Annotated in this window: 13 protein-coding genes and 1 pseudogene; 6 read left to right on the forward strand and 8 right to left on the reverse strand. The window is 55.0% G+C overall.

The window, feature by feature from the left end; all coding sequences use genetic code 11:
- The first annotated feature begins 301 nt into the window (after positions 1 to 301).
- The 3 genes from LQ229_RS08545 to ilvD all read left to right on the forward strand — a co-directional run bounded on the left by LQ229_RS08545 (position 302) and on the right by ilvD (position 3,525).
- A complete protein-coding gene (locus LQ229_RS08545) occupies positions 302 to 724 on the forward strand; it encodes a hypothetical protein (RefSeq protein ID WP_230191440.1) in 423 nt (140 codons plus the stop codon).
- A gap of 415 nt (positions 725 to 1,139) precedes the next feature.
- Positions 1,140 to 1,820: a GntR family transcriptional regulator gene (locus LQ229_RS08550; RefSeq protein WP_216538579.1), complete on the forward strand. Its 681-nt coding sequence runs from the start codon at positions 1,140 to 1,142 to the stop codon at positions 1,818 to 1,820.
- 4 nt (positions 1,821 to 1,824) lie between these two features.
- The gene (gene ilvD, locus LQ229_RS08555; protein ID WP_230191441.1) at positions 1,825 to 3,525 is read left to right on the forward strand and encodes a dihydroxy-acid dehydratase; all 1,701 of its coding nucleotides are present in this window, start codon (positions 1,825 to 1,827) and stop codon (positions 3,523 to 3,525) included.
- A 281-nt stretch (positions 3,526 to 3,806) separates the two neighbouring features.
- On the opposite strand, the gene LQ229_RS08560 is transcribed toward ilvD, so the two are convergent.
- Positions 3,807 to 10,154: a phosphodiester glycosidase family protein gene (locus tag LQ229_RS08560; RefSeq protein ID WP_230191442.1), complete on the reverse strand. Its 6,348-nt coding sequence runs from the start codon at positions 10,152 to 10,154 to the stop codon at positions 3,807 to 3,809.
- A 363-nt stretch (positions 10,155 to 10,517) separates the two neighbouring features.
- Here LQ229_RS08560 and namA point away from each other — a divergent pair, with 363 nt between their 5' ends.
- Entirely contained in the window at positions 10,518 to 11,537 is a 1,020-nt protein-coding gene (gene namA / locus LQ229_RS08565; protein ID WP_230191443.1) for an NADPH dehydrogenase NamA, read from the forward strand.
- Between the two features lie 47 nt (positions 11,538 to 11,584).
- Here the strand turns inward: namA and LQ229_RS08570 are convergent, their stop codons facing one another.
- The 4 genes from LQ229_RS08570 to LQ229_RS08585 are packed head-to-tail and all read right to left on the reverse strand — an operon-like array spanning position 11,585 to position 13,283.
- Positions 11,585 to 11,794: a hypothetical protein gene (locus LQ229_RS08570; protein ID WP_230191444.1), complete on the reverse strand. Its 210-nt coding sequence runs from the start codon at positions 11,792 to 11,794 to the stop codon at positions 11,585 to 11,587.
- Positions 11,791 to 12,387, reverse strand: coding sequence for an ATP-dependent Clp endopeptidase proteolytic subunit ClpP (clpP, locus tag LQ229_RS08575; protein WP_216538575.1), 597 nt, complete (start codon positions 12,385 to 12,387; stop codon positions 11,791 to 11,793). Before clpP ends, LQ229_RS08570 begins: the two co-directional genes overlap by 4 nt.
- A gap of 27 nt (positions 12,388 to 12,414) precedes the next feature.
- Entirely contained in the window at positions 12,415 to 12,684 is a 270-nt protein-coding gene (locus LQ229_RS08580) for a hypothetical protein (RefSeq protein WP_230191445.1), read from the reverse strand.
- Entirely contained in the window at positions 12,681 to 13,283 is a 603-nt protein-coding gene (locus LQ229_RS08585; RefSeq protein ID WP_230191446.1) for a helix-turn-helix domain-containing protein, read from the reverse strand. The genes LQ229_RS08580 and LQ229_RS08585 overlap by 4 nt, the downstream gene beginning before the upstream one ends.
- 152 nt (positions 13,284 to 13,435) lie before the next feature.
- On the opposite strand from LQ229_RS08585, the gene LQ229_RS08590 reads away from it, so the two are divergent.
- A complete protein-coding gene (locus LQ229_RS08590; protein WP_230191447.1) occupies positions 13,436 to 16,186 on the forward strand; it encodes a DEAD/DEAH box helicase family protein in 2,751 nt (916 codons plus the stop codon).
- A gap of 2 nt (positions 16,187 to 16,188) precedes the next feature.
- On the opposite strand, the gene LQ229_RS08595 is transcribed toward LQ229_RS08590, so the two are convergent.
- On the reverse strand, positions 16,189 to 16,686 hold the full coding sequence (locus tag LQ229_RS08595; protein WP_230191448.1) for a metallophosphoesterase: 498 nt from the start codon (positions 16,684 to 16,686) through the stop codon (positions 16,189 to 16,191).
- Positions 16,687 to 17,594: 908 nt separating this feature from the next.
- On the opposite strand from LQ229_RS08595, the pseudogene LQ229_RS08600 reads away from it, so the two are divergent.
- A pseudogene (locus LQ229_RS08600) lies at positions 17,595 to 17,729 on the forward strand (transcriptional regulator); the annotation flags it as partial.
- Between the two features lie 41 nt (positions 17,730 to 17,770).
- Here LQ229_RS08600 and LQ229_RS08605 read toward each other — a convergent pair.
- On the reverse strand, positions 17,771 to 18,895 hold the full coding sequence (locus LQ229_RS08605) for a sn-glycerol-1-phosphate dehydrogenase (protein ID WP_216538570.1): 1,125 nt from the start codon (positions 18,893 to 18,895) through the stop codon (positions 17,771 to 17,773).
- A gap of 2 nt (positions 18,896 to 18,897) precedes the next feature.
- Complete coding sequence (locus LQ229_RS08610; protein ID WP_216538569.1) at positions 18,898 to 20,568, reverse strand: ribulokinase; 1,671 nt, start codon at positions 20,566 to 20,568, stop codon at positions 18,898 to 18,900.
- Positions 20,569 to 20,628 lie beyond the last annotated feature (60 nt).

The raw sequence follows: 20,628 nt of genomic DNA on the forward strand, positions 1-20,628 counted from the left end.
AACAGCAGCCTTTTGGTAAAGCTAGCGGACTCAGATGATCTTATTTGGTAAAAATCAGGCGAAAATCGGGGATATTGCATGAAATAAGCGCATCTGTGTCCGGAGCATGCGATAAAACAGCCCGTTTGGCGGAAATAAGGGCTCTACGGTCCGTTACGAGTTTAACTGGCCGCTTGTCGACATAGGATACGATAATTCGATCGAATTCGCCTCGATCTCTCCATTTTATATTCGCTATAAAACGATCCAATATAGTATAATGGTGAAGAGTACGATGACTTTAGAGAGGAGGACAAGCAGCATGAGCGACCAAATTTTAAATCAAATTTTGGAGGAACTCGGTGGAATCAAAACTGAACTTGGTGGCGTCAAGGAAGACATTAAGGGACTCAAAGCCGAACTTGGCAGCGTCAAGGAAGACATTGCGGGAATCAAAGCCGAACTTGGTGGCGTCAAGACAGACATTAAGGGACTCAAAGCCGAACTTGAGGAGGTTAAAGCCGAACAACGCAAAACCAATGAACGGCTTGACCGGTTGGAGACCAAAGTCGACCGCCAAGAAGTCACAATTAACGCTATCTTCGAACAAACCGCCAACCTTATCGAATTTCGTTCTGAAGCAACCTCGAAGCTTGAAACCATCATCGAAGATCAAAAATCGATCCATGAAATTCTGGGCGAACATGAAGTATCGATCCGAACCCTTCGCAGAAAACCCGTCTAACATTGAAAAAAAAAGCACCTGTACGGATTATTGATATATATGATAAATGAATACTCTTTACATGGAATGAAACTCCCCCTTATTATGCATCTTTCGACTGATAAGGGGGAGTTTATGTTGTCAGGACGACTTCCTCATGCGCGACTTTCCGTTGTCCTCCGGGCTTGGACGGCTCCGGTCGACGACCGGTTCCGCTTCCCCGACCTCCCGCATTGGGCACAACAATCTCCCCTGCATGACATTCGCCCCGCTTAAGCACCTTAATTCCCACCGCACAAGCATCGAAATAAATTCGAGATTATTGAACACCAACTCATCGATTCAAAATAAGGATAGCTAGCAGTTTTTTTAATATTGCATTTCATATTCGTATGCGATATATTACATATTAATATTAAAGAAGGAGACAGAAGACATGCCTATCCCCGCCAATTATTCGACGCCGGTCCGAATCTCTGCCAAAGACCGGGCTTTATCGCAAATTCAACGATGGATCATCGACGGAACGCTCCAACCTGGCGAGAAATTGAACGACGCCGAGTTGGCCGAAGCTTTGGGAGTCAGCCGGACGCCGGTCAGAGAAGCGTTGCAATTGCTTGAAGTGCAAGGATTGGTTCAGATGCAACCCGGCAGAGATACGAGAGTGACAACGATTGAAAAGGAAGACATCCTGAAAATGTATTCCACCCTCTCCGCCCTGCACGCGTTAGCCGCCGAACTTGCCGCCCCGCTCATTCTGCCGGAGCAGATCGAAATGTTAAAGCGACTTAACGCAGAGTTCGCGCAGGCGATCGAAACGGGACAGCCATATCAGGCGATGGAACTCGACGAACAGTTTCACGGCATGATTATTGACGCGGCGGATAATCCTTATATTTCATCGTTCAGCGCGTCGCTCCAAATTCATATTCGCCGTTATAAGTATGTATTTTTGAAACGGCCCTTCCCCAGCGCCAATGCTTCGGTACTGGAGCATGAAGCGCTCGTTGCGGCATTGGAGAAGGGGGACGGGAAGTCCGCGGCCGATATCATGAAGCAAAATATATGGCGGCCGATGACGGAACTCCAACAATTCATTTCTAAGGAAGAAGGGTGATACCATGTCCAAGCAAGAAGATTTACGAATTCGCAGCCGTGCGATCAGCGAGGGCGTTAACCGCGTCCCGAACCGTGCCATGCTGCGGGCTGTCGGGTTTCAAGATGAAGATTTCCAAAAACCGATGATCGGGGTGGCCAGTACATGGAGCGAAGTGACGCCCTGCAATATCCATATCGACCAGTTGGCCAGAGAAGCCAAGCTCGGCGTTCGAGCTTCCGGCGGAGCGCCGCTCATTTTTAACGCGATCACCGTATCGGACGGCATCGCGATGGGCCATGACGGCATGTTCTTCTCGCTGCCGAGCAGAGAGGTCATAGCCGACTCCATCGAAACGGTCGCCGGCGCGGAGCGCTTCGACGGTCTCGTCGCCATCGGCGGCTGCGACAAAAATACGCCCGCCTGCCTTATGGCGATCGGCCGGTTGAATCTTCCCGCCGTATACGTATACGGGGGTACGATCCAACCCGGCAAATTGAACGGAAAAGATATCGATATCGTATCCGCATTCGAAGCGGTGGGCCAATTCCACGAAGGCGCGATCGACGAACGCGAACTCCATCAAGTGGAATGCCATGCCTGCCCGGGCGCGGGAGCTTGCGGCGGTATGTACACGGCGAACACGATGGCGGCCGCGGCCGAAGCGCTCGGCATGAGTTTGCCCGGCTCCTCCTCCACGCCCGCGATTTCCCCGGGCAAAGCGGAAGAATGCGGACGAGCGGGCCGAGCCGTGATGGAGCTTCTGCGGAACAATATTGCGCCGAAAGACATTATGACCAAAAAAGCGTTCGAGAACGCTATTACGGTAGTGATGGCGCTCGGCGGATCGACGAACGCGCTGCTGCATTTGATCGCGATCGCCCACTCGGTTCAAGTCGATTTGACGTTGGACGATTTCGAGCGGATTCGGCGCAATGTGCCGCATTTGGCCGATCTGAAGCCGAGCGGCAAATACGTCATGCAGGATTTGAACGATATCGGCGGCGTGCCGGGCGTGATGAAGCTGCTGCTTGAGCAAGGCATGCTGCATGGAGACTGCTTGACCGTTACCGGCAAAACGTTAGCCGAAAATTTGGCAGAGGCCGCTCCATTGAAGGAAGGCCAGCGGATTATCCGGCCGTTCGACAATCCGTTGAAACCGACAGGCCCGTTGGTCGTTCTGCGGGGAAATCTGGCCCCGGAAGGCGCGGTGGCCAAAATGTCGGGCTTGAAGATTCAACGTTTCACCGGTCCCGCGCGCGTCTACGATAGCGAACGGGAAGCGACGGAGGCGATCATGAACGATAATATCCGCGAAGGCGACGTGCTGGTTATCCGTTACGCCGGACCGAAAGGCGGACCGGGCATGCCTGAAATGCTGTCGGTGACGGCCATGTTGGTCGGCAAAGGGCTCGGCGGGAAAGTGGCGCTCCTCACGGACGGCAGATTCTCCGGCGGTTCCCACGGCTTCGTCATCGGTCATGTCGCGCCGGAAGCCCAAGTAGGCGGTCCGATCGCCTTGCTGCAGGAAGGCGATACGATTACGATCGACAGCGAGACGCAAGAAATTTCGTTCGACGTGAGCCGGGAAGAATTGGAGATGCGAGCGAAACATTGGGTGCGGCCGCCGTATAAGTTTACGACCGGCGTATTGGGCAAATATGTCCGGCTCGTGTCGTCCGCCTCCAAAGGCGCGGTTACGGATCTCGAACACCCGTCATTCTAGGCGTAAGCGCCGGTTTGCACAAAGTTGTACGTTTTACAACATAATACAGGGTTGAATCGTATGTTGGGCCGTTATGTTGCAGAATATACAACAACATCGCAAAATCGCAGGCCAAATCCGCTCATTTTCCCCAATAATGTTGTAAAATTTACAGCATAGACGCAAACGACGGGGCAAAAAGGGCTTATATGTTGTATATTGTGCATCATACGCCCGCACACATCGTCGAATCGCAATAAAGAGAACCTGACGCAATGGGTCAGGTTCTCTCCATGCATGAATCATTTCTCCATGAGGTAAAGCAGATTATGCATCATTTTGGCGCTCTCCGCCCTTGTCGCATAGCCTTCGGGCTGAAATTCAACGCTCGAACGGCCGTGAACGAGCCCGAGGGCATAAGCCGTTCGAACAGCGTTCCGCGCCCATTCCGGAGCGGAACGCGTATCGGCGAACGGCAGCGGCGCCGTTGCGTCCGCCTTCTTTCCAAGCGCGTATTCATACGCGCGCACGATCATCGCCGCCATTTCCTGCCGCTTGATTTCGGCATCCGGCGCGAAGGACGTTCCGCCGACACCGACGATCAATCCGGCTTTCGCGGCAAGAGCCACCTCGTTCGCATACCAGCGATCCGCCGGCACGTCGCTGAATACCGCATTGCCTTCTCCTTGCAAGCCGAGCAGCCTTACGAGCAATGCGGCGAATTCCGCGCGCGTAACATGCCGGTTCGGCAAGAAGCGGTCGCCGGACTCCCCGTTAACGATATGTTTGGCCGACAGTTCCCGGATCGCATCCGCTGCCCAGTGTTCGGACGCCATATCGGAGAACGTCTTGTTGTATTCGAGCACGGAGTAGATGCCGACGCGATCGATCGATGCGGTCCACGCTCCGCCCGCCCAAGTTCCGCCGGCATATTGCAGCGCTCCGTTGCTGGCGATGCCATACATGCCCGCCAATTTACGGTTGACTTCCGATTGTGTCCGTAGTTTCAGCGAGACCGGTTTTGCAAATTCGCTCAGCGCGCGCTCATGCCCGTCCTTGATTATTATGGCGAAGCTGAACTTGAATAACGGTGTCGCGGCTTGCAAGCGCGCGCCCGAACGCCGTTCCGCACCCGCCAACAGCTTCTCCGCTTCGGGGGCGCTTAACGGAACCGATTTGAGAATCATTTTGGCGGCCGCCCTCTCCTCCTCGGACACCAGCTGTTCCAGCGCGCGGATCACCTCGCCCGGAATGGCAAGCTCCATCCATTTCGATACGATCGTAAACCGCGCATTCGAGGTCAATGTCGCCGCATTCCCCGGCAAAACAAGCTCATGCAGCGCTTGATCCGTTTCAATGACGACTCCGTCCGGCCCGGCCAATTTCTTGATTTGCTCAGCCGTTAATTCCATTCGGCCTGTCCGCGTTTCCGGTTTCGGCGCCCGATCCGGCTTCGTTCCGCCCGACGCTCCGGACTCACCTCCGGACGGCGGAGTAGATGTCGTCGCTCCTTCCACGGTAAGCGAAAAGCTCGCCGACCATTGTTCGTAGGTAGCCGTAATGACGGTAGAACCTTGACGAAGCGCCTTGACGAGCCCGTCTTCATTCACGGAGGCTACTTGAGGAAGGCTGCTGGCGAATGCGACCCCGTCCTTCAACGGTTTGACGCTCTCGTCGCTGTAACGCCCCAGCGCTTCCGCCCGCTTCGCAAGGCCGACTGTCATCTTTGATTCCAGTCCGCGAATTTCCAATGCTACAAGCTGCGGTTCCGGAGCGATCCGCGGAATGACGGTCAATTCATATCCTGTCGTTATCGCGGCATACGTCGCTGTAATGACGGTCGTTCCTTCCTGATGCGCCGTAATCGTTCCCGCGGCATCCACCGTAGCAACCTGCTCGTTGCTGCTGGCAAAGGCAACGCCTTCCGTCAATACTTCTTGCGAGCCGTCGCTATATACCGCCTTCGTAACGGTTTGGCTCGTTTCGCCGACTTGCAGCATAGCCGGACCCGTCAATGAAATATCGACAAGCGAAGGCTCATCAAGCGACACCCGCAGCATATAACTGTCCGTAAATCCGGAATATGTCGCGGATATGACCGTTTCGCCGACTTCAAACGCCCGAACCTTCCCGTTGCCGTCGATGTCGGCGACTTGCGGGTTGCTGCTGGCGAACATAACTCCTTCCGCAATCGGACTGCGCTTCCCGGAGGCATGCAGCGCTTCAACGGCAACCTGGTCGGTTCCCCCAGGCTTCAGCATCGTCCGGCCCAGCAACGATATTCCAGCGATCGGATCGGGTTCTCCCATCTCCTTCGTGAGCGTAAAACGATCCACTTCCCGTCCGTCAATCGTTCTCGCTTCAAAAGTTAACGTATTGCCCTTCGTCTCGATCGACGTATAGATTTGCGTGTGTTCGTCGTCGACGATTTGATGCCAAGGCCGCTGTGTCAGACCGTAAAATTTCGGGCCTGTCGAGCCGGCGACGACGTAGGTCGTTCCTTCTCCCAGCATTTTTTTCTCGCCGTCCTTCATCGTCGTGCGCAAGTAAATATGGTCATGCCCGTTCAACACCAGATCGACGCCGAACTCTTCCAGAACGGGCACCCAGTTGCTTCTCACCACTTCCGTGTCGTATTGGCTGCCGTACGGCCCCCGATGGAAAGCGACGATCTTCCACGGTTTTTCCGTCTTGGCCAAGTCGTCCCGCAGCCATTCGGCCTGGCGCTCGTATTCGTATTCGCTATTCAGAACAACGAAATGCACGTCTTTGTAATCGAAGGAGAAGTTGGTGCCTTCCAAGCCTGCCAAACCGTTGCCGGGCTGATTGAAATGCGCGAGAAAATCGCTGTTCGCTCTCGTTCCCATCACTTCATGGTTTCCGATAATCCCGACGAGCGTCGTATTCATGAATGCGTCTTGCGCTTCGTCGAACCACATATTCCATTCCTTTTCCAAGTATCCCTTATCAACCATATCGCCCGCATGCATGATAAACTCGGCATCCGGATGATCGGCGATCGCTTTATGCAAAATATTGCCCCATAGCTCGAATCCCTTCTGATCGCCCGCCTGGGAATCGCCGAAAAAGAGAAACTTCGTGCCGTCGCCCGACGCTTCGGCGGTTGCGAAGCTGCCTTGCCCGCTTACATTACCGTCGCCGTCGCCCACCCGATACACATAACGGGTGCCCGGCTCCAAATCCGCAAGGACCGCCTTATGAACTCTCATCAAGCCGGTGTCCTCAGTGAGATACAAATAACTTTCGCCGTCTGTTCTCATGACATTCGGCTGCCGGAAATCGGTAAACTCCGCTTCCTTCGCAAATTCCACTACCGTTCGCTCGGCGAGCGGATTGGTTTGCCATGTAAAGGCGCGCGAAGCGGCGGGATCCGCACCCATATTGACGGTTACGTTGCGCGGAAGCTCGGATCCGGCGAGCGGGGACACTTTGAACGTCACAACCGGACTGAACCGCAGGTCCTTGGTCGCCTGAAGCCGGTATTGCTTGACGTCCCGCGTCAGGGCGTCCGTCGCGAGCGCACCCTCTTGATCGGTTAACAACACGCCGCTGCCGTCGCCGACTTCTGCGCCGTCCGCCAGCAGCTTGGCGCCCGCTACGGGCGAGCCGCTTTCGTCCGTCACGCGGAATCGGGTCGTAAACCCTTGCGCCGCGCCCGTTTCATCCCATTGGAGCGACAGATGATGTTTCACCGCCGCTTCCACCGGCATGCCGATGTATTCCTTGCCTTCATCCGGCCCCCCGTTCAATACGATCAAACCGGATTTGTAGTCGATCACATTTGTGCCGGAAGCGTCATGTTTGACCGTGAACCGGATTTGCCCGAGCAAATCATTGTCCGTTAACTGCGCGGAGTTCAACTGCTGCAAATTCAATCGAACCGTCCCCGATTCTTCGTCTACGGCCGGTTGAAGCTGCTCCTCCGTCAGTTTGGCGCCCCGTACGACGTTCAAACCTTCCACCTTGGACGGATCGAAGCCGAATTCGACATGCCCGCCGCGAAGTTCCGCCGCTTTCTCCGCCCCTACGTTCAATTCGTACGTGTTCCCTGCATAGACCTCCGCCGGACTGTCGTATACGAATTTGGGCGATCCCGTATCGACATTGAATATCCATTCGCGAATCGTTTGATTGCCGGCGAGATCCCTAACGGCCAGCTTCACCCGATGAACGCCGTCCGCAAGCGGTTCGTTCGGCGTATAAGAAATTCTCCCTTCGGGCGGATACAGCGCATGATCGACCCGTACGCCGTCAACGTACAGCCGGATCTTGTCCGGATCGATCAATGTCGTTCCCGGATGAAGGGAAGGATCGTATCCGTCATCTTCCGCATAAGCCCTGATCGTCGGCATGTTTGTCGTTAGCGTGCTTTTATCGGCAGGACTGATATCTCGAATCAGCGGCGGATTCGTATCGTCGTCGGTCGCGCCGTAAAGGGCCCGTATTTGGTCGACATAGATAACGCCGGCATCCTTCTTGCCGTTATCGGTTTCCATATATCGGATCATCTGGTCGAATTTCAACGGAAGCGGTTTTCCCGGGGGCACCTCCGCCTCTACGTATTTCCACCCGATCCAATCCACGCCGACGGTCTGGTCGGTGAAATCGATCGGGACCGCATTCCCTTTCCCGTCCCGCATTTGGCCGCGGAGCCAGTGGCGTTTCCCGTCTCCGTACACCCACATGCCGATCTTCTCGGGATACCCGGGTATATCGACATAAGTCCCCGTTAACGTCTGCAAATACGCTCCCGATGTGCCTTGGGTTCCGATAAAGTCGTATTCGAGTTTTAGCGAGTGACCGCCGAAGCGGACGATGTCTTCATCCGTTTCAAGCGTCGCTTCCACTTTATTGTAGCGGGCCCCGGAGGCGATATAGCGATCCAATCCGCTTTCGAAATCCTCCAAAACGACCGGAGGCAGCCCCACTTTGACGTCCATAGACGTTTCAACATCCTTGTACTTTACGTAAATTTTGCCGCTTTTTTCGTTTTCGTTCGTGGCGAGGAAGCGTCCGTCGCCGTCGATCGTGCCGATCTCGCCTTCGACCCGCCATTCCAATCGGCTGTTGTCCGCCTGGATGACTTGGCCGTCGCGCAAAGCGGACACTTGAAGTACGGCCTCGGCCCCGGATTCGAACGTTTTCTCCGCATCGGGAAATTTCAATTCCGTCAAGCGATCGACGACTTCCACCTCGCCTTTGCCCGTCAAAGTTCCCGCTCGAACTTCGATCGTCCCCGTTCCCGCGGCGGCGCCAGCCGTAAAGGTTCCGGCTTGATCGACCGTGCCTATCGCCGTATCCGCGCTCCATAGCCGGACGCCCTCAAAGGTTGCGGGATGGCCGCTCGCATCGACCGCGGCCGCTCCGAAAGAAAAGGACGAGCCCTCCAGCACTCTCTCGAAATTCGGTTGAACCACCAATTTGTCGGCGGCTCCTTCCGGTCCCTTATTGACGAGCAAAAGCCCGTTCGCCGTCTGTCTCTCCCCGCCGTCCGAGCCTCTGTTCATCATGTTGCGGAACGTTTCCCCGGGAAGCCTCGCGACGAACGTCGACGAGCCGCCCCCATCCAAGTTCATGGCGTTCACGACGCCGAGGTCCTTCAAAATGTTGGCCAACTCCAGCGTCTCTACGCCTTCGCTGAAACCGGGCGAACGGCCGTCGATTTCGAACAAGACGACCGATCCGTCTGCTTTCGTGCCGATGGCGGTCCGGGGATGAACGCCTTCCGGCCCGATCCCGTTGTGCACCACGCCGTCCTTAATAAGCAAGCCGGAACCGCCTACCACCGTTTTGGCTTGATCCCACGGTTCAGGCAACGCAATCGTTACGGTTGCTATATCCCCGACCCGTAGGCCTGCCAACAGTTGTTTGTATTTCCCGGATGCGGATAAGACAACGGTTCCTTCCGCAAGCGGAGCGTCGCCTTTGCCGTTTCGAATTGCGGACACTTGCAACTTCAGCGTTTGTCCGCTCTTGACCTGCCCTTCCAAGACGTTCAAAATCGCTTCGTCCCCTTGATCGCTCGTCTTCGTGGAAGCGAAGAAATCGGCGGTATAAAGCACAAGTTCTTCCGCGCCTCTCGGCCGGTTAATATGCGTAATCGTCTCCGCCGCGCCTCCGATCGAGACCGTTTTGATAAGCTCGGGACTCGGACCGTATACGGTCGTGCCGTCCTCCAGCATGCCGAATGCGGATCTGCCGTTCACGGGACTGTTCAAAATGATGCCGTCATCGACGAAAAGCCCGTACGGAACGCCGTTGGACAAATCGTAGAAATCGGCGTTAATTCCGGCAATGACCCGATTTCCCGCCCGGTCGGCATCATCCGCCATTTTCGTCACGCCCTGGAACCCGTATACTTTGCCGTTCGATCTTCCGGCCTGCAATTCCAGGTTCGGATTGGCGGGATTGAACTCCACGAAATGGACTTTTTGCAAGCCTCGATCCAGTTTCATATTGTACCAATAATAATCCGCATCCGGCGCCAATTCCCCTGTCCGCATATCGAGCACTTGTCCGAATGACGTTTCCGGCATCTCTTGCGCAGCCGCATTCGGGATAGGCTGCATGAGAGACAGCAACAATAGAACGACAAGAATGATACCCGTGTTTTTTCGCCGCTTGTTCATGTTAGATCGTTACCTCCATGCTTCATTTGTCTAACGCCATTCCATTCTCCTGAGCGACATATGCGAAGTTTCCGGAGCACTCCTCCCTTCATCTCAACCTATGAAGCCTAGCTATCAATAAAATAAGTATGATATAGGATTGTTAAACGATGACCTCATCAGAGTAAAATCTCTGTTAAGGGGCAAAATAAGGAAGGAAGTCTCATTTTCGATGTGTACGAAACAAAATTTCACAAAATATTCTAGTACTTGACTCATATGTTTCATATTTTTGCTCCCGCCGTTGGATAGCGTTACAATAGAATTGCAAACGATAGTAACGACAATAACGACTACAAATACGCAGAAATGAGGGATGATGGCATGAGCCAACTTTTTTCGCCAATAACCGTGAACGGACTCGCCTTGAAAAATCGAATCGTCATGTCGCCGATGTGCATGTATTCCTGCGACGCCCGAGACGGCAAAGTGACGAATTTCCATAAAACGCATTATACGAGCCGGGCTGTCGGCCAAGTAGGACTCATCGTAGTAGAAGCGACCGCCGTTACTCCCCAAGGAAGAATATCCGACCGCGATCTAGGCATTTGGAGCGACGAACATATCGCGGGATTGAAGGAGCTTGTCAATCTGGCGCACGAAGCGGGGGCGGCGATCGGCATTCAGCTCGCCCATGCCGGAAGAAAAGCGGAATTGGAAGGACCGATCGTCGCACCGTCGGCGCTCCCGTTCAACGAGCGATACAAAACCCCGGAGGAGATGACGCAGGGGCAAATCCGCGAAACGATCGAAGCTTTCAAGCAAGGGGCAAGCCGCGCCAAACAAGCCGGTTTCGACGTGATTGAAATTCATGCGGCGCACGGATATTTGATCAACGAGTTTTTGTCGCCGCTCACGAATCGGCGCAGCGACGAATACGGCGGTACGCCGGAGGGAAGATACCGCTTCTTGAGCGAGATTGTCGAGGCGGTGAAAGAGGTTTGGTCCGGTCCGCTGTTCGTCCGCATTTCCGCAAGCGACTACCATCCCGAAGGATTGACCGTCGACGATTATGTCGGCTACGCGCGTACGCTGAAATCGCAAGGAATCGATCTGATCGATTGCAGCAGCGGCGCCGTCGTTCCCGCCCATATCGATGCGTTCCCGGGGTACCAAGTTCCGTTTGCGGAACGGATTAAACGGGAAGCGGAACTGATGACCGGCGCGGTAGGGCTTATTACAACCGGAACGCAAGCGGAAGAAATCATACGGGGAGGACAGGCCGATCTCATCTTTATCGCCAGGGCGCTCCTGCGCGATCCGTACTGGCCTCGCACCGCGGCCAAAGAATTGGGAGCAACGATTCCGGCCCCGCCTCAATACGGGCGCGGCTGGAACATGTAGGAACAAGAAACCGCTGGAGTTCTCGCTCCAGCGGTTCTATTTATTAGTTATTCGCTTACGATCCGCAGCCGCATCATCTCGCCCGGTTCAAGCCGGACGGCCTGCCCTTCCAGAATCGCAGCTTCGCGCACATGCTCTTCCAGCGTGTGGACGACCGCAGCGCTGCGCACGGTTCGGCCCGGTAACCGGATCGAATGGTCCGAGACAGGCCCTCCCCTCCCGGAAGAAGGGGGGGGCGGAGGGAGGCGCGAAGTCATTTCATGCCGATGCCATCCACCACTTTATCGACCAAGCCGTATTCCTTCGCTTCGGCGGCGGTCAAGAAATGGTCGCGGTCCGTATCGCGCTCGACCTTATCGAGGGGCTGGCCGCTCGTTTCCGCGATAATGCGGTTCGTCGTCGTCCGCAATTTAAGAATTTGCTTGGCGTGAATCTCGATATCGCTTGCTTGGCCTTTGATTCCGCCGGAAACCCATGGCTGATGAATCATGATCTCCGAATTCGGCAAGGCCAGCCGTTTGCCGGGATGGCCGGCCGTAAGCAATACCGCCGCCGCGGAAGCGGCCATGCCGACGCAAATCGTGGACACGTCGGGCTTGATATGCCGCATCGTGTCGTAGATGGCCAATCCGGACGTGACGCTGCCGCCCGGCGAGTTGATATATAACGAGATATCTTTCTCCGGATCGTCGGCCGAGAGAAACAGCAATTGGGCAATGATCGAATTCGCTACTTGATCGTCGATTGCGCTGCCCAAAAAGATAATGCGGTCGCGAAGCAAGCGGGAATAAATATCGTAGGAACGTTCCCCGCGCGACGTTTGTTCAACAACAATAGGAGTGAAATTCATGCAATGATCCCCTTTCCCAAATCAGACTTAAGCGGCGCATCTCGGCGCCGACGAGCGATACGTCGCCTGCACGTTGCCGAATCCCGAAGAGACGCGCGTGATGACGAGCGGCTTTCTTCCGTCTTCCAGCGGTATGTGCAAACGAACAAACGACGATTCGCTTGTTTGGACGGGAAACGGGATGACATGGCCGGATTCGGATCGGCCCCGCTCCTCCCTCCCATTCGCAGTTTCCCAAACAATGGTCGGCTCATTTTGTTCGGCTGCATTCGTCTTTTCCGTTTCATCGTTTTTCACGTTTCGGATCCTCCTTTGTCCGTATCCGGCTCCGGATAAACGGCTGCCAACACTTGATACGCAACCCCTTCCCCGGATCCCTGGTATTTCTCGGCCAACTTCTTCATCGTCTCTACATACTCCCGGACGAAGGCTTCGCGCTGTTTCTCATCCGTGAGATGAATTTGCAATTGCAGCGAGGCCGAGGGCACCTCTTCTCCTTCGTCGGAAACTTCCATCAGCCGCAGCGCATCCTGTTTCAATCGAGTGGAAGCAGCGACCAAATGCGCAAGCGAGCTCTGATCTTTCATTTTCCGCACCGTATCCGCGTTCCATCCGAGCTGATCCGCCAAAATAAACGTGCGGGCAAGCGCCTGATAAAGCACTTCCACCAAATTTCGCACATTGCGCGTGCCGACGCGCCGGACCAAACCGACTTTCTCAAGCGCCTTCAAATGGTAATTGACGCGCTGCGCCTGCTCGTTCATCGCTCTGGCGACTTCGGAAGCGGACGACGGTTCCCTTAAATAAGTCAACATGTCCGCGCGGAAGGGATTCATCAAGGCCATTCCTTGCTCATGCGACTCAACGACATACGATTCCAGTATTTGATGCTCCATATTTTCCTCACATAAAAATGATATTTTACGTAAAGTTATTTTATTACGTTATTACCGTTTTGTCAAATCGTACTTTTCCTCGCGAACGAACCGTTTTATACTTAATGAAGCGCCGAACAAACCTAAGCTGCCTGAAAGGAGAGGAATCCGGCATGAAGTCGTTTCCCCAAGACGCGCAATTCATTTACGAATGGAGAACGTATCAGCAAAGAACGCTCGACGAGTTGGATCATCATCTCCGCAACCGGCATCTCCATCTTGTCGCTCCGCCCGGTTCGGGCAAAACGGTGCTGGGACTGGAAGTCATTCTGCGCCTGAACGAGCCGACGCTTATTTTGGCTCCCACCTTGACGATCAAAGAACAATGGGTCGACCGGTTCGTCGCTTTGTTTTTAAACCGGACGGATGTCCCCGATTGGATATCGACGGATTTGAAAAACCCGCGTTTTCTGACGGTAACTACGTATCAGGCGCTTCACAGCCTTGTTTCGAATTCGGTCGGTTACGAAGCCGGAGCGCAAATCGAAGAGGATGCGGCAACTGCTGAAGTTGCGGATGTGGAATCCCGCTCGGATGCGGCTAGCGATATTCCGGCAGCCGATGAGATCGATGTGACGGCAAAAGCCCGGATCGAAGCGGCGATTCGGGACATCGGGTTTCAAACGATCGTGCTCGACGAAGCGCATCATCTTCGGTCGGAGTGGTGGAAGAGCGCGGTGGAATTTCGCAACGGGTTAGACCGGCCCAACGTTGTCGCACTTACCGCTACCCCTCCCTATGACGCCGCCCCTGCGGAGTGGGACAGGTACATCGAGCTGTGCGGGCCGATCGATCTGGAAATCAGCGTTCCCGAACTGGTGAAGGAACGGGATTTATGCCCTCATCAGGACTATATTTATTTTTCGGCACCTACGGCGGAGGAACGCAACATCATCCATACGTTTCGAACGAACGTCGGGCTTGTTCGCAACCGCTTGCTGGAAGACGAAGCGTTCGTCCGCATGATCGACAGCCATCCTTGGATTGCACAGCCGAACGAACATCTCGAAGCGATATTGTCGAATCCGGGGTACTTCTCGAGTTTGCTTATATTTTTGAAGCAGACGGACAGCCGGAGATGGGAGCGACTTATTCCTATATTAGGCACGGATCAACATTCGGTTCCCGATTTGACGTTGGAATGGTTGGAGGAATTGTTGACCGGCTGTCTTTTTCAAGACGAATATACGAAAAACCGGGACGATATTTTGCATGAACTAAAACAATGGCTTCAGCAAATCGGGGCGGTTGAACGCAGGAAAGTATACTTGCGGACGTCAACCCAAATTAACCGGATTCTCGTAAGCAGCGTATCCAAACTGCAGAGCGTCTCCGATATCGTCCGTTTCGAGGCGGGCGTCCTGCAAGACCGTTTGCGGCTGGTCGTTCTGACCGATTATATCCGGTTGCCCGATTTGCCGAAGAGCAAAGAGGATGAGAAGCCGCTTCACCGGCTGGGCGTCATACCTATTTTTGAGAAATTGCGCAGAGACGATAAGGATCCGCGTCTGAAAGTCGGAGTGCTGACCGGATCGATCGCCATCATCCCGGCGGATGCTGTCCCCGCTTTGGAAGCTAGTACGCCGGAACTGGAACAAGAGCGCATTCGCTGCACGCCGCTTCCGCATGACGAACGGTACGTATCCTTTCAAATGAAGGGCAAGCAACATCAGCAATTGGTGCGCATCATTACGGATCTGTTTACACAGGGGGAGATTCACGTTCTCATCGGGACGACGGCCCTGCTAGGCGAAGGCTGGGACGCCCCATGCATAAACGCGCTGATTCTCGCTTCCTATGTCGGCACCTTCATGCTGTCAAATCAAATGCGGGGGAGGGCAATCCGGGTTCAACCCGGAAATGAAGATAAAACGTCGAATATATGGCATTTGGTTTGTCACGATCCGACGCAGAGCGAACGCGGCTACGATATGGACACCTTGACGCGCCGATTTCAATCCTTTGTCGGCGTCTCCTATGAAGGATATCGCATTGAGAGCGGAATCGGGCGTCTGGAATTGGATGCTCCTCCGTACGATGCGGACACGATCGAACGCATGAATGAAAGAACGTTCCGGCTCGCCGGAAATCGGCAGCAATTGCGGCAGCAATGGAACGAAGCGCTCGGGGACAAGCCGAAACGGATGACCGAAGCGTTCCGGACGGATCCGGAAGTTTTGCCAAGGCCGTTCATCTTGCAAAATACGATTCGCATGTTATTGCTGCAAGGTTTGTCTCTCGGAAGTTCCGTCGCTCTATCGCTGCTCAATAGCATCGACGCGCATCATCGTCTTCCTTATCAAGCGCTCCTAACGTTTGCCGTGTATGCGCTGATTCTGGGAATGATCGCCGCCTTGCCAAAAACGGTAAAAGCGGTGCGGCTCTTGATCAAGCACGGCACGATCGAATCCAGCATGAAGCAAGTCGGGCTTGCGGTTTGCGACACATTGCAGCATATGAACCTCATCAGAACCGCATCGAAACATTTGCGGATCCATGCGGACCGCGATGCGAACGGCTTCGTCACTTGTTGGATGGACGGAGGGACAACGTACGAGAAGACGCTGTTTCTGGACGCTGTCCAAGAGGCGGTCGGGCAGATCGACAATCCGAGATATTTGCTGGTGCGGCAGTCCAAATGGGGTCCCGTTGCAAGAACCGATTACCATGCCGTTCCGCAGCACATCGGGCGGGCGAAAGACAGCGCTCAATATTTCTGCGAAGCCTGGAAGCGGATCGTCGGGAAAGCGGAACTGATCTTTACCCGGAACACGGAAGGAAGACAGCGATTGCTGCAAGCCCGGGCCAAATCGATGTCATCCGCTTTTGTCAAAAAATCGGAACGGATCAGCGTATGGAGATAAAGTCAGTCTTTACGGGCGAAATAGATATGTTTCGCTTCGATGCGGGCGCCGACGCGCAATAAGCCGAACGAATACTTCTGCTGAATTCTTTTGTCCGTCGGCGATCCGGGATTGAACATGAGAATCCCGTCCCTGACGTCCTTGTACGGGACATGCGAATGGCCGAAGACGATCGCATCGACATGTTGTCCCGCGAAGGCCTGAAACGCATTATCCGGCGTCGACCGCCCGTAACCGTCTCCGTGCACGATGCCGATCCGTTTTCCTCCCGCTTCGACGATTCTTTTGCGCCCGAAGCGGCGGACAATGTCCGTTCCGTCATTATTGCCCGCCACCGATTCCACCGGGGCGAACCGTTCGAGCATCGCAATCACATCGGGCGATGTCCAGTCCCCCGCGTGGATAATAAGCTCGGTACCGGTCAAGCCTTCGATCAGCGCTTTCGGCAAAGCCTTAGCCTTATGCGGCATATGGGTATCCGACACAACTCCGATCAGCATATCCTCACTCCTTCGATGCATGGTAAATTCCGTCGCTTAAACTATATTATATTATAAGGATACGGACGTTTTTCGTATACCAAGTTTGCCGCATAATCTATGAACTTCGCCCGAATGCCTCGCGGACAAGCGATCGCGTTTGGGGAAGGGGTTCCGAAACTCGCCGTAACCGCCCGCGAAGAGGCGGTTCTTCCTCTCGGCGGGGGAATCGCGGTTCGATCCGGCCGCGACAGCATGCGAATTAGGGCACTTTTCCTCTCGGCGGCGGGGAATTCCGGTTCCCAAAATGACAAATTATCGACTTTTGGAACTAAACAACAGAAAATGCCCCCCGTCTCCCCGCCTCCCATTGGAAAATATCCAACAGAAAATGCCCATTTATCGTTCCAAGCGGCCTTCCATTGGAAATTGTCCAGCGGATCCCCCTCATTCTTCATGTTTTAGCGCTATTTCGAAGATTTCATTGGATCATTTCCAATGAAAAGGCCAAGTCCCGGTTCAATACGGGTAAACCATTGGATAAAATCCAATGACCCGGCTTGACCTCATTAGCACTGCATTAGCTTCTTCATACCTTTCGTGCAGATCAAGCGTTTTTTCGGCCCTTTGTGAAAATCCCCCTCATTCAGAAGTTCAGAAAGCCGGGTTCTGTAAGTTAAAATGCGACCGGATCGATGCGTGAAGTTCCGAATAAATGAACTTGTCCGCGGGAACTGCCGGTATTGTTCGATACCATTACGCTTCAGGTGTATATCGCATCCTAATTGCTTTTATGAAACTGGAGTTGTTATGCCGGACACACCATTTCATTCTGCTGAGCGAAGGGGATTTCGACAAAAGGGGGGAGAAGAAGATGCCTCGGATCGACAGAACCTTCGAGCCGTTATGAAACGGACTGTAAGCCCATTATTTCGATCTTCATCGCCGTTACCGACAAGCCGGCGAATAAGCGCGGACTTACGATCTACGGCAAGCATTTCGGCAATTACAGCCAGGATCTACCGGCTCGCGTCCTGTACGACGTCCGCGACGGGAACGTCTGATCCGGCGGCAGGTTGCCGCCCCCGGATCAAAGGCCTATGAATCAAGCCTCGTTCAATGCCCGCAGCAGCGTATAACGGTCGCGAAGCCGATGCGCTTCCCGCAAACTGCGGGCAAACAATTCGTCGTCGATTCCGAGCTCTGCCCGATCGGTCGGTCCGCCGGCCTGACTTAACAGCTCGCGGATTTGCGATTCCCTCGGCACGGCGGCGAGCCACTCCCTGATTTGGCCGCCGTACCGCCGCAGTTCCTCGGGTTGCCGCCCCGGATAAATGCCTCGCTCCGCCGCCTCGTGGTACATGCGCGAAATTTCGGCGCAAGCCGCGCCGACTTTGGCGCCATGCAGCAAAGCTCTATTGCCGCGGCGCAAGTATTCCATTTCCCAGTAATGGGATAGATGATGCTCCGCGCCGGAAGCCGGATGCGACCGGCCGAACCGCAGCATGGCGATGCCCGATTCGATCAAGGCCGCCATCAGAACGCGTATGCCGCGCTCCGTGCGTTCGCCGATTTCGCGAACATGCTCCACGCAAGACGCCAAAGCCCGTTCGGTCATCGACGCGACCGATTCGTCGTAAGGTTCGCCCGCCGCCAAATGCGAGAACTTCCAATCGAACAGGGACGTATACTTGCCGATCATATCGCCGAATCCGGCCGCAATGAGCGGCTGCGGCGCTTTGGCGAGAATATCGGTATCGGCGAAGATGGCGACAGGCGCGGTTGCCTGCACCGTCTTCTTCACGCCGCGAACGATCAATGGCGCTCCCGCGGACGTGAAGCCGTCCACGGAAGGAGCCGTCGGCACGGAAACGAACGGCGTACCGGTCGTAAAGCCGGCGAAGCGAACGATGTCGTGAATCGTCCCGGCTCCTGCGGCAATGAGCATATCGGTCCTCCCCGGCTCGATTTCGAGCAGCAACTGGACGATCGAAGCCTCGTCGGCGACGACATCGCCCGCGTCGCCCGGCGTGACGAGGCACAGCCCGACCTGCGCCCCTGCCTCCCGGAGCGTACGCTCGATCGCTTCTCCCGCCGCTTCGTAAGTATTGCGGTCGCCGACGAGCACCGTACGCGCGATGCCTCGTTCGTGGAAATAAGAGACTATTTCCTTCGTCGCCCCCGGCGCCAGCACAAGACGTTCGAACGGATGTTGTTCGATCGTATTCATGGCTATTCCACCGATGTCTTGATTTGTTTCAACCGTTTCATCACATCGTTCGCTCCGCGGCCGAAATAATCATGCAGCGCGTTGTACTCTTGATACAACCGCTCGTATACTTCCACGTTCTCCGGAATCGGTTTGAACGTTTCTTCCTTCACCCGCGCCATCTTGGCCGCAGCGTCCAGAATCGTGTCGTAACCGCCGGCATCCGCTCCGGCCGCCACCGCCGCGAACATCGCCGCCCCGAGCGCGGGCGTTTGTTTCGAATCGGCCACGAATATTTCGCGGTTCGTTACGTCGGCATAGATTTGCATGAGAAGCCTGTTTTTTTGCGGGAGTCCTCCGCATGCGTACAGTGAATCCACGCTCACCCCGTTCGAGTGAAACGCATCGACGATTTTCCGCGTGCCGAAGGCGGTCGCTTCCAGCAGCGCCCGATAAATTTCCTGCGGCTTTGTTAGCAGCGTCATGCCGAGAATGAGTCCCGTTAAATCGGTATCGACCAAGACGGAACGGTTGCCGTTCCACCAATCGAGCGCCAGCAAACCGGTTTGTCCGGGCTTATACGCCGCCGCTTCCCTCTCCAGCCATTGATGGACGTTCAATCCTTCGCGTTCGGCGGCTTCCTTGACATAAGCCGGCAGCGCCTCCTCCACATACCATTCGAAAATATCGCCTACGGCCGATTGGCCCGCCTCGTATCCGTACAGGCCGGGAACGATTCCGTCCTCGACGACGCCGCACATGCCCTCAACCTGCTTCTCTTCGGTGCCAAGCAGCATGTGGCAGATCGACGTTCCCATCGCCATAACGAGTTTGCCCGGCGTCACGACGCCGACGGCCGGTACCGCGGCATGGGCGTCCACATTGCCGACGGCAACCGCAATGCCCGGTTTCAATCCCATCATGTCCGCCATTCGCTCCGTCAGCCCTCCGGCATTCGTTCCGAGCGGAATGACGTCGCCGCGCAGCTTCGTTTCGACCAAATGCTCCAACCGAGGATCGAGCGCTTTGAAATATTCCTTGCTCGGGTAACCTTCCCGCTTGTGCCAAATCGCTTTATAGCCCGCCGTACAACTGTTGCGGACAATATTGCCGGTCAATTGGGAGATAACCCAATCCGTAGCTTCGAGGAATAGATCGGTCCGTTCGTAAATGTCCGGGGCTTCGTCGAGAATTTGCCAAATTTTGGCAATCATCCATTCGGACGATATTTTGCCGCCGTATCGCGGCAAAAACGCTTCGCCGCGCTCCGCGGCGATCCGGTTGATCTTGTCCGCTTCCGGCTGGGCGGCATGATGTTTCCACAGCTTCACCCAACTATGCGGCCGATCGGCGTATTCCGGAAGAAGACATAACGGTTCTCCCGCTTCATCTACCGGGAGCATCGTACAAGCCGTGAAATCGATGCCGATGCCGATCACATCGTCCGGGCTTACGCCGGATTGCCGTATGACGGCCGGGACGGACTGGCGCAGCACCTCCACATAATCCAGCGGATGCTGCAGCGCCCAATCATGTTCCAATTTGACGCCCGAATTCGGCAACCGTTCGTCGATCACATGATGCGGATACGGCGTCACGTGGTCGGCTACTTCGCGCCCGTCCGCCAAATCCACTAATACCGCGCGGCCCGACTGAGTGCCATAGTCAATTCCGATCGCATATTTCTTGTCCATGTCTTTCCCCTCCAATGACATTTTGCTTACGCTTAAACTGCGTGTTCAAAAAGTCGACTT

It is taken from the genome of Paenibacillus sp. CECT 9249 (genome assembly GCF_918697855.1).
Classification (GTDB): Bacteria; Bacillota; Bacilli; order Paenibacillales; family Paenibacillaceae; genus MSJ-34.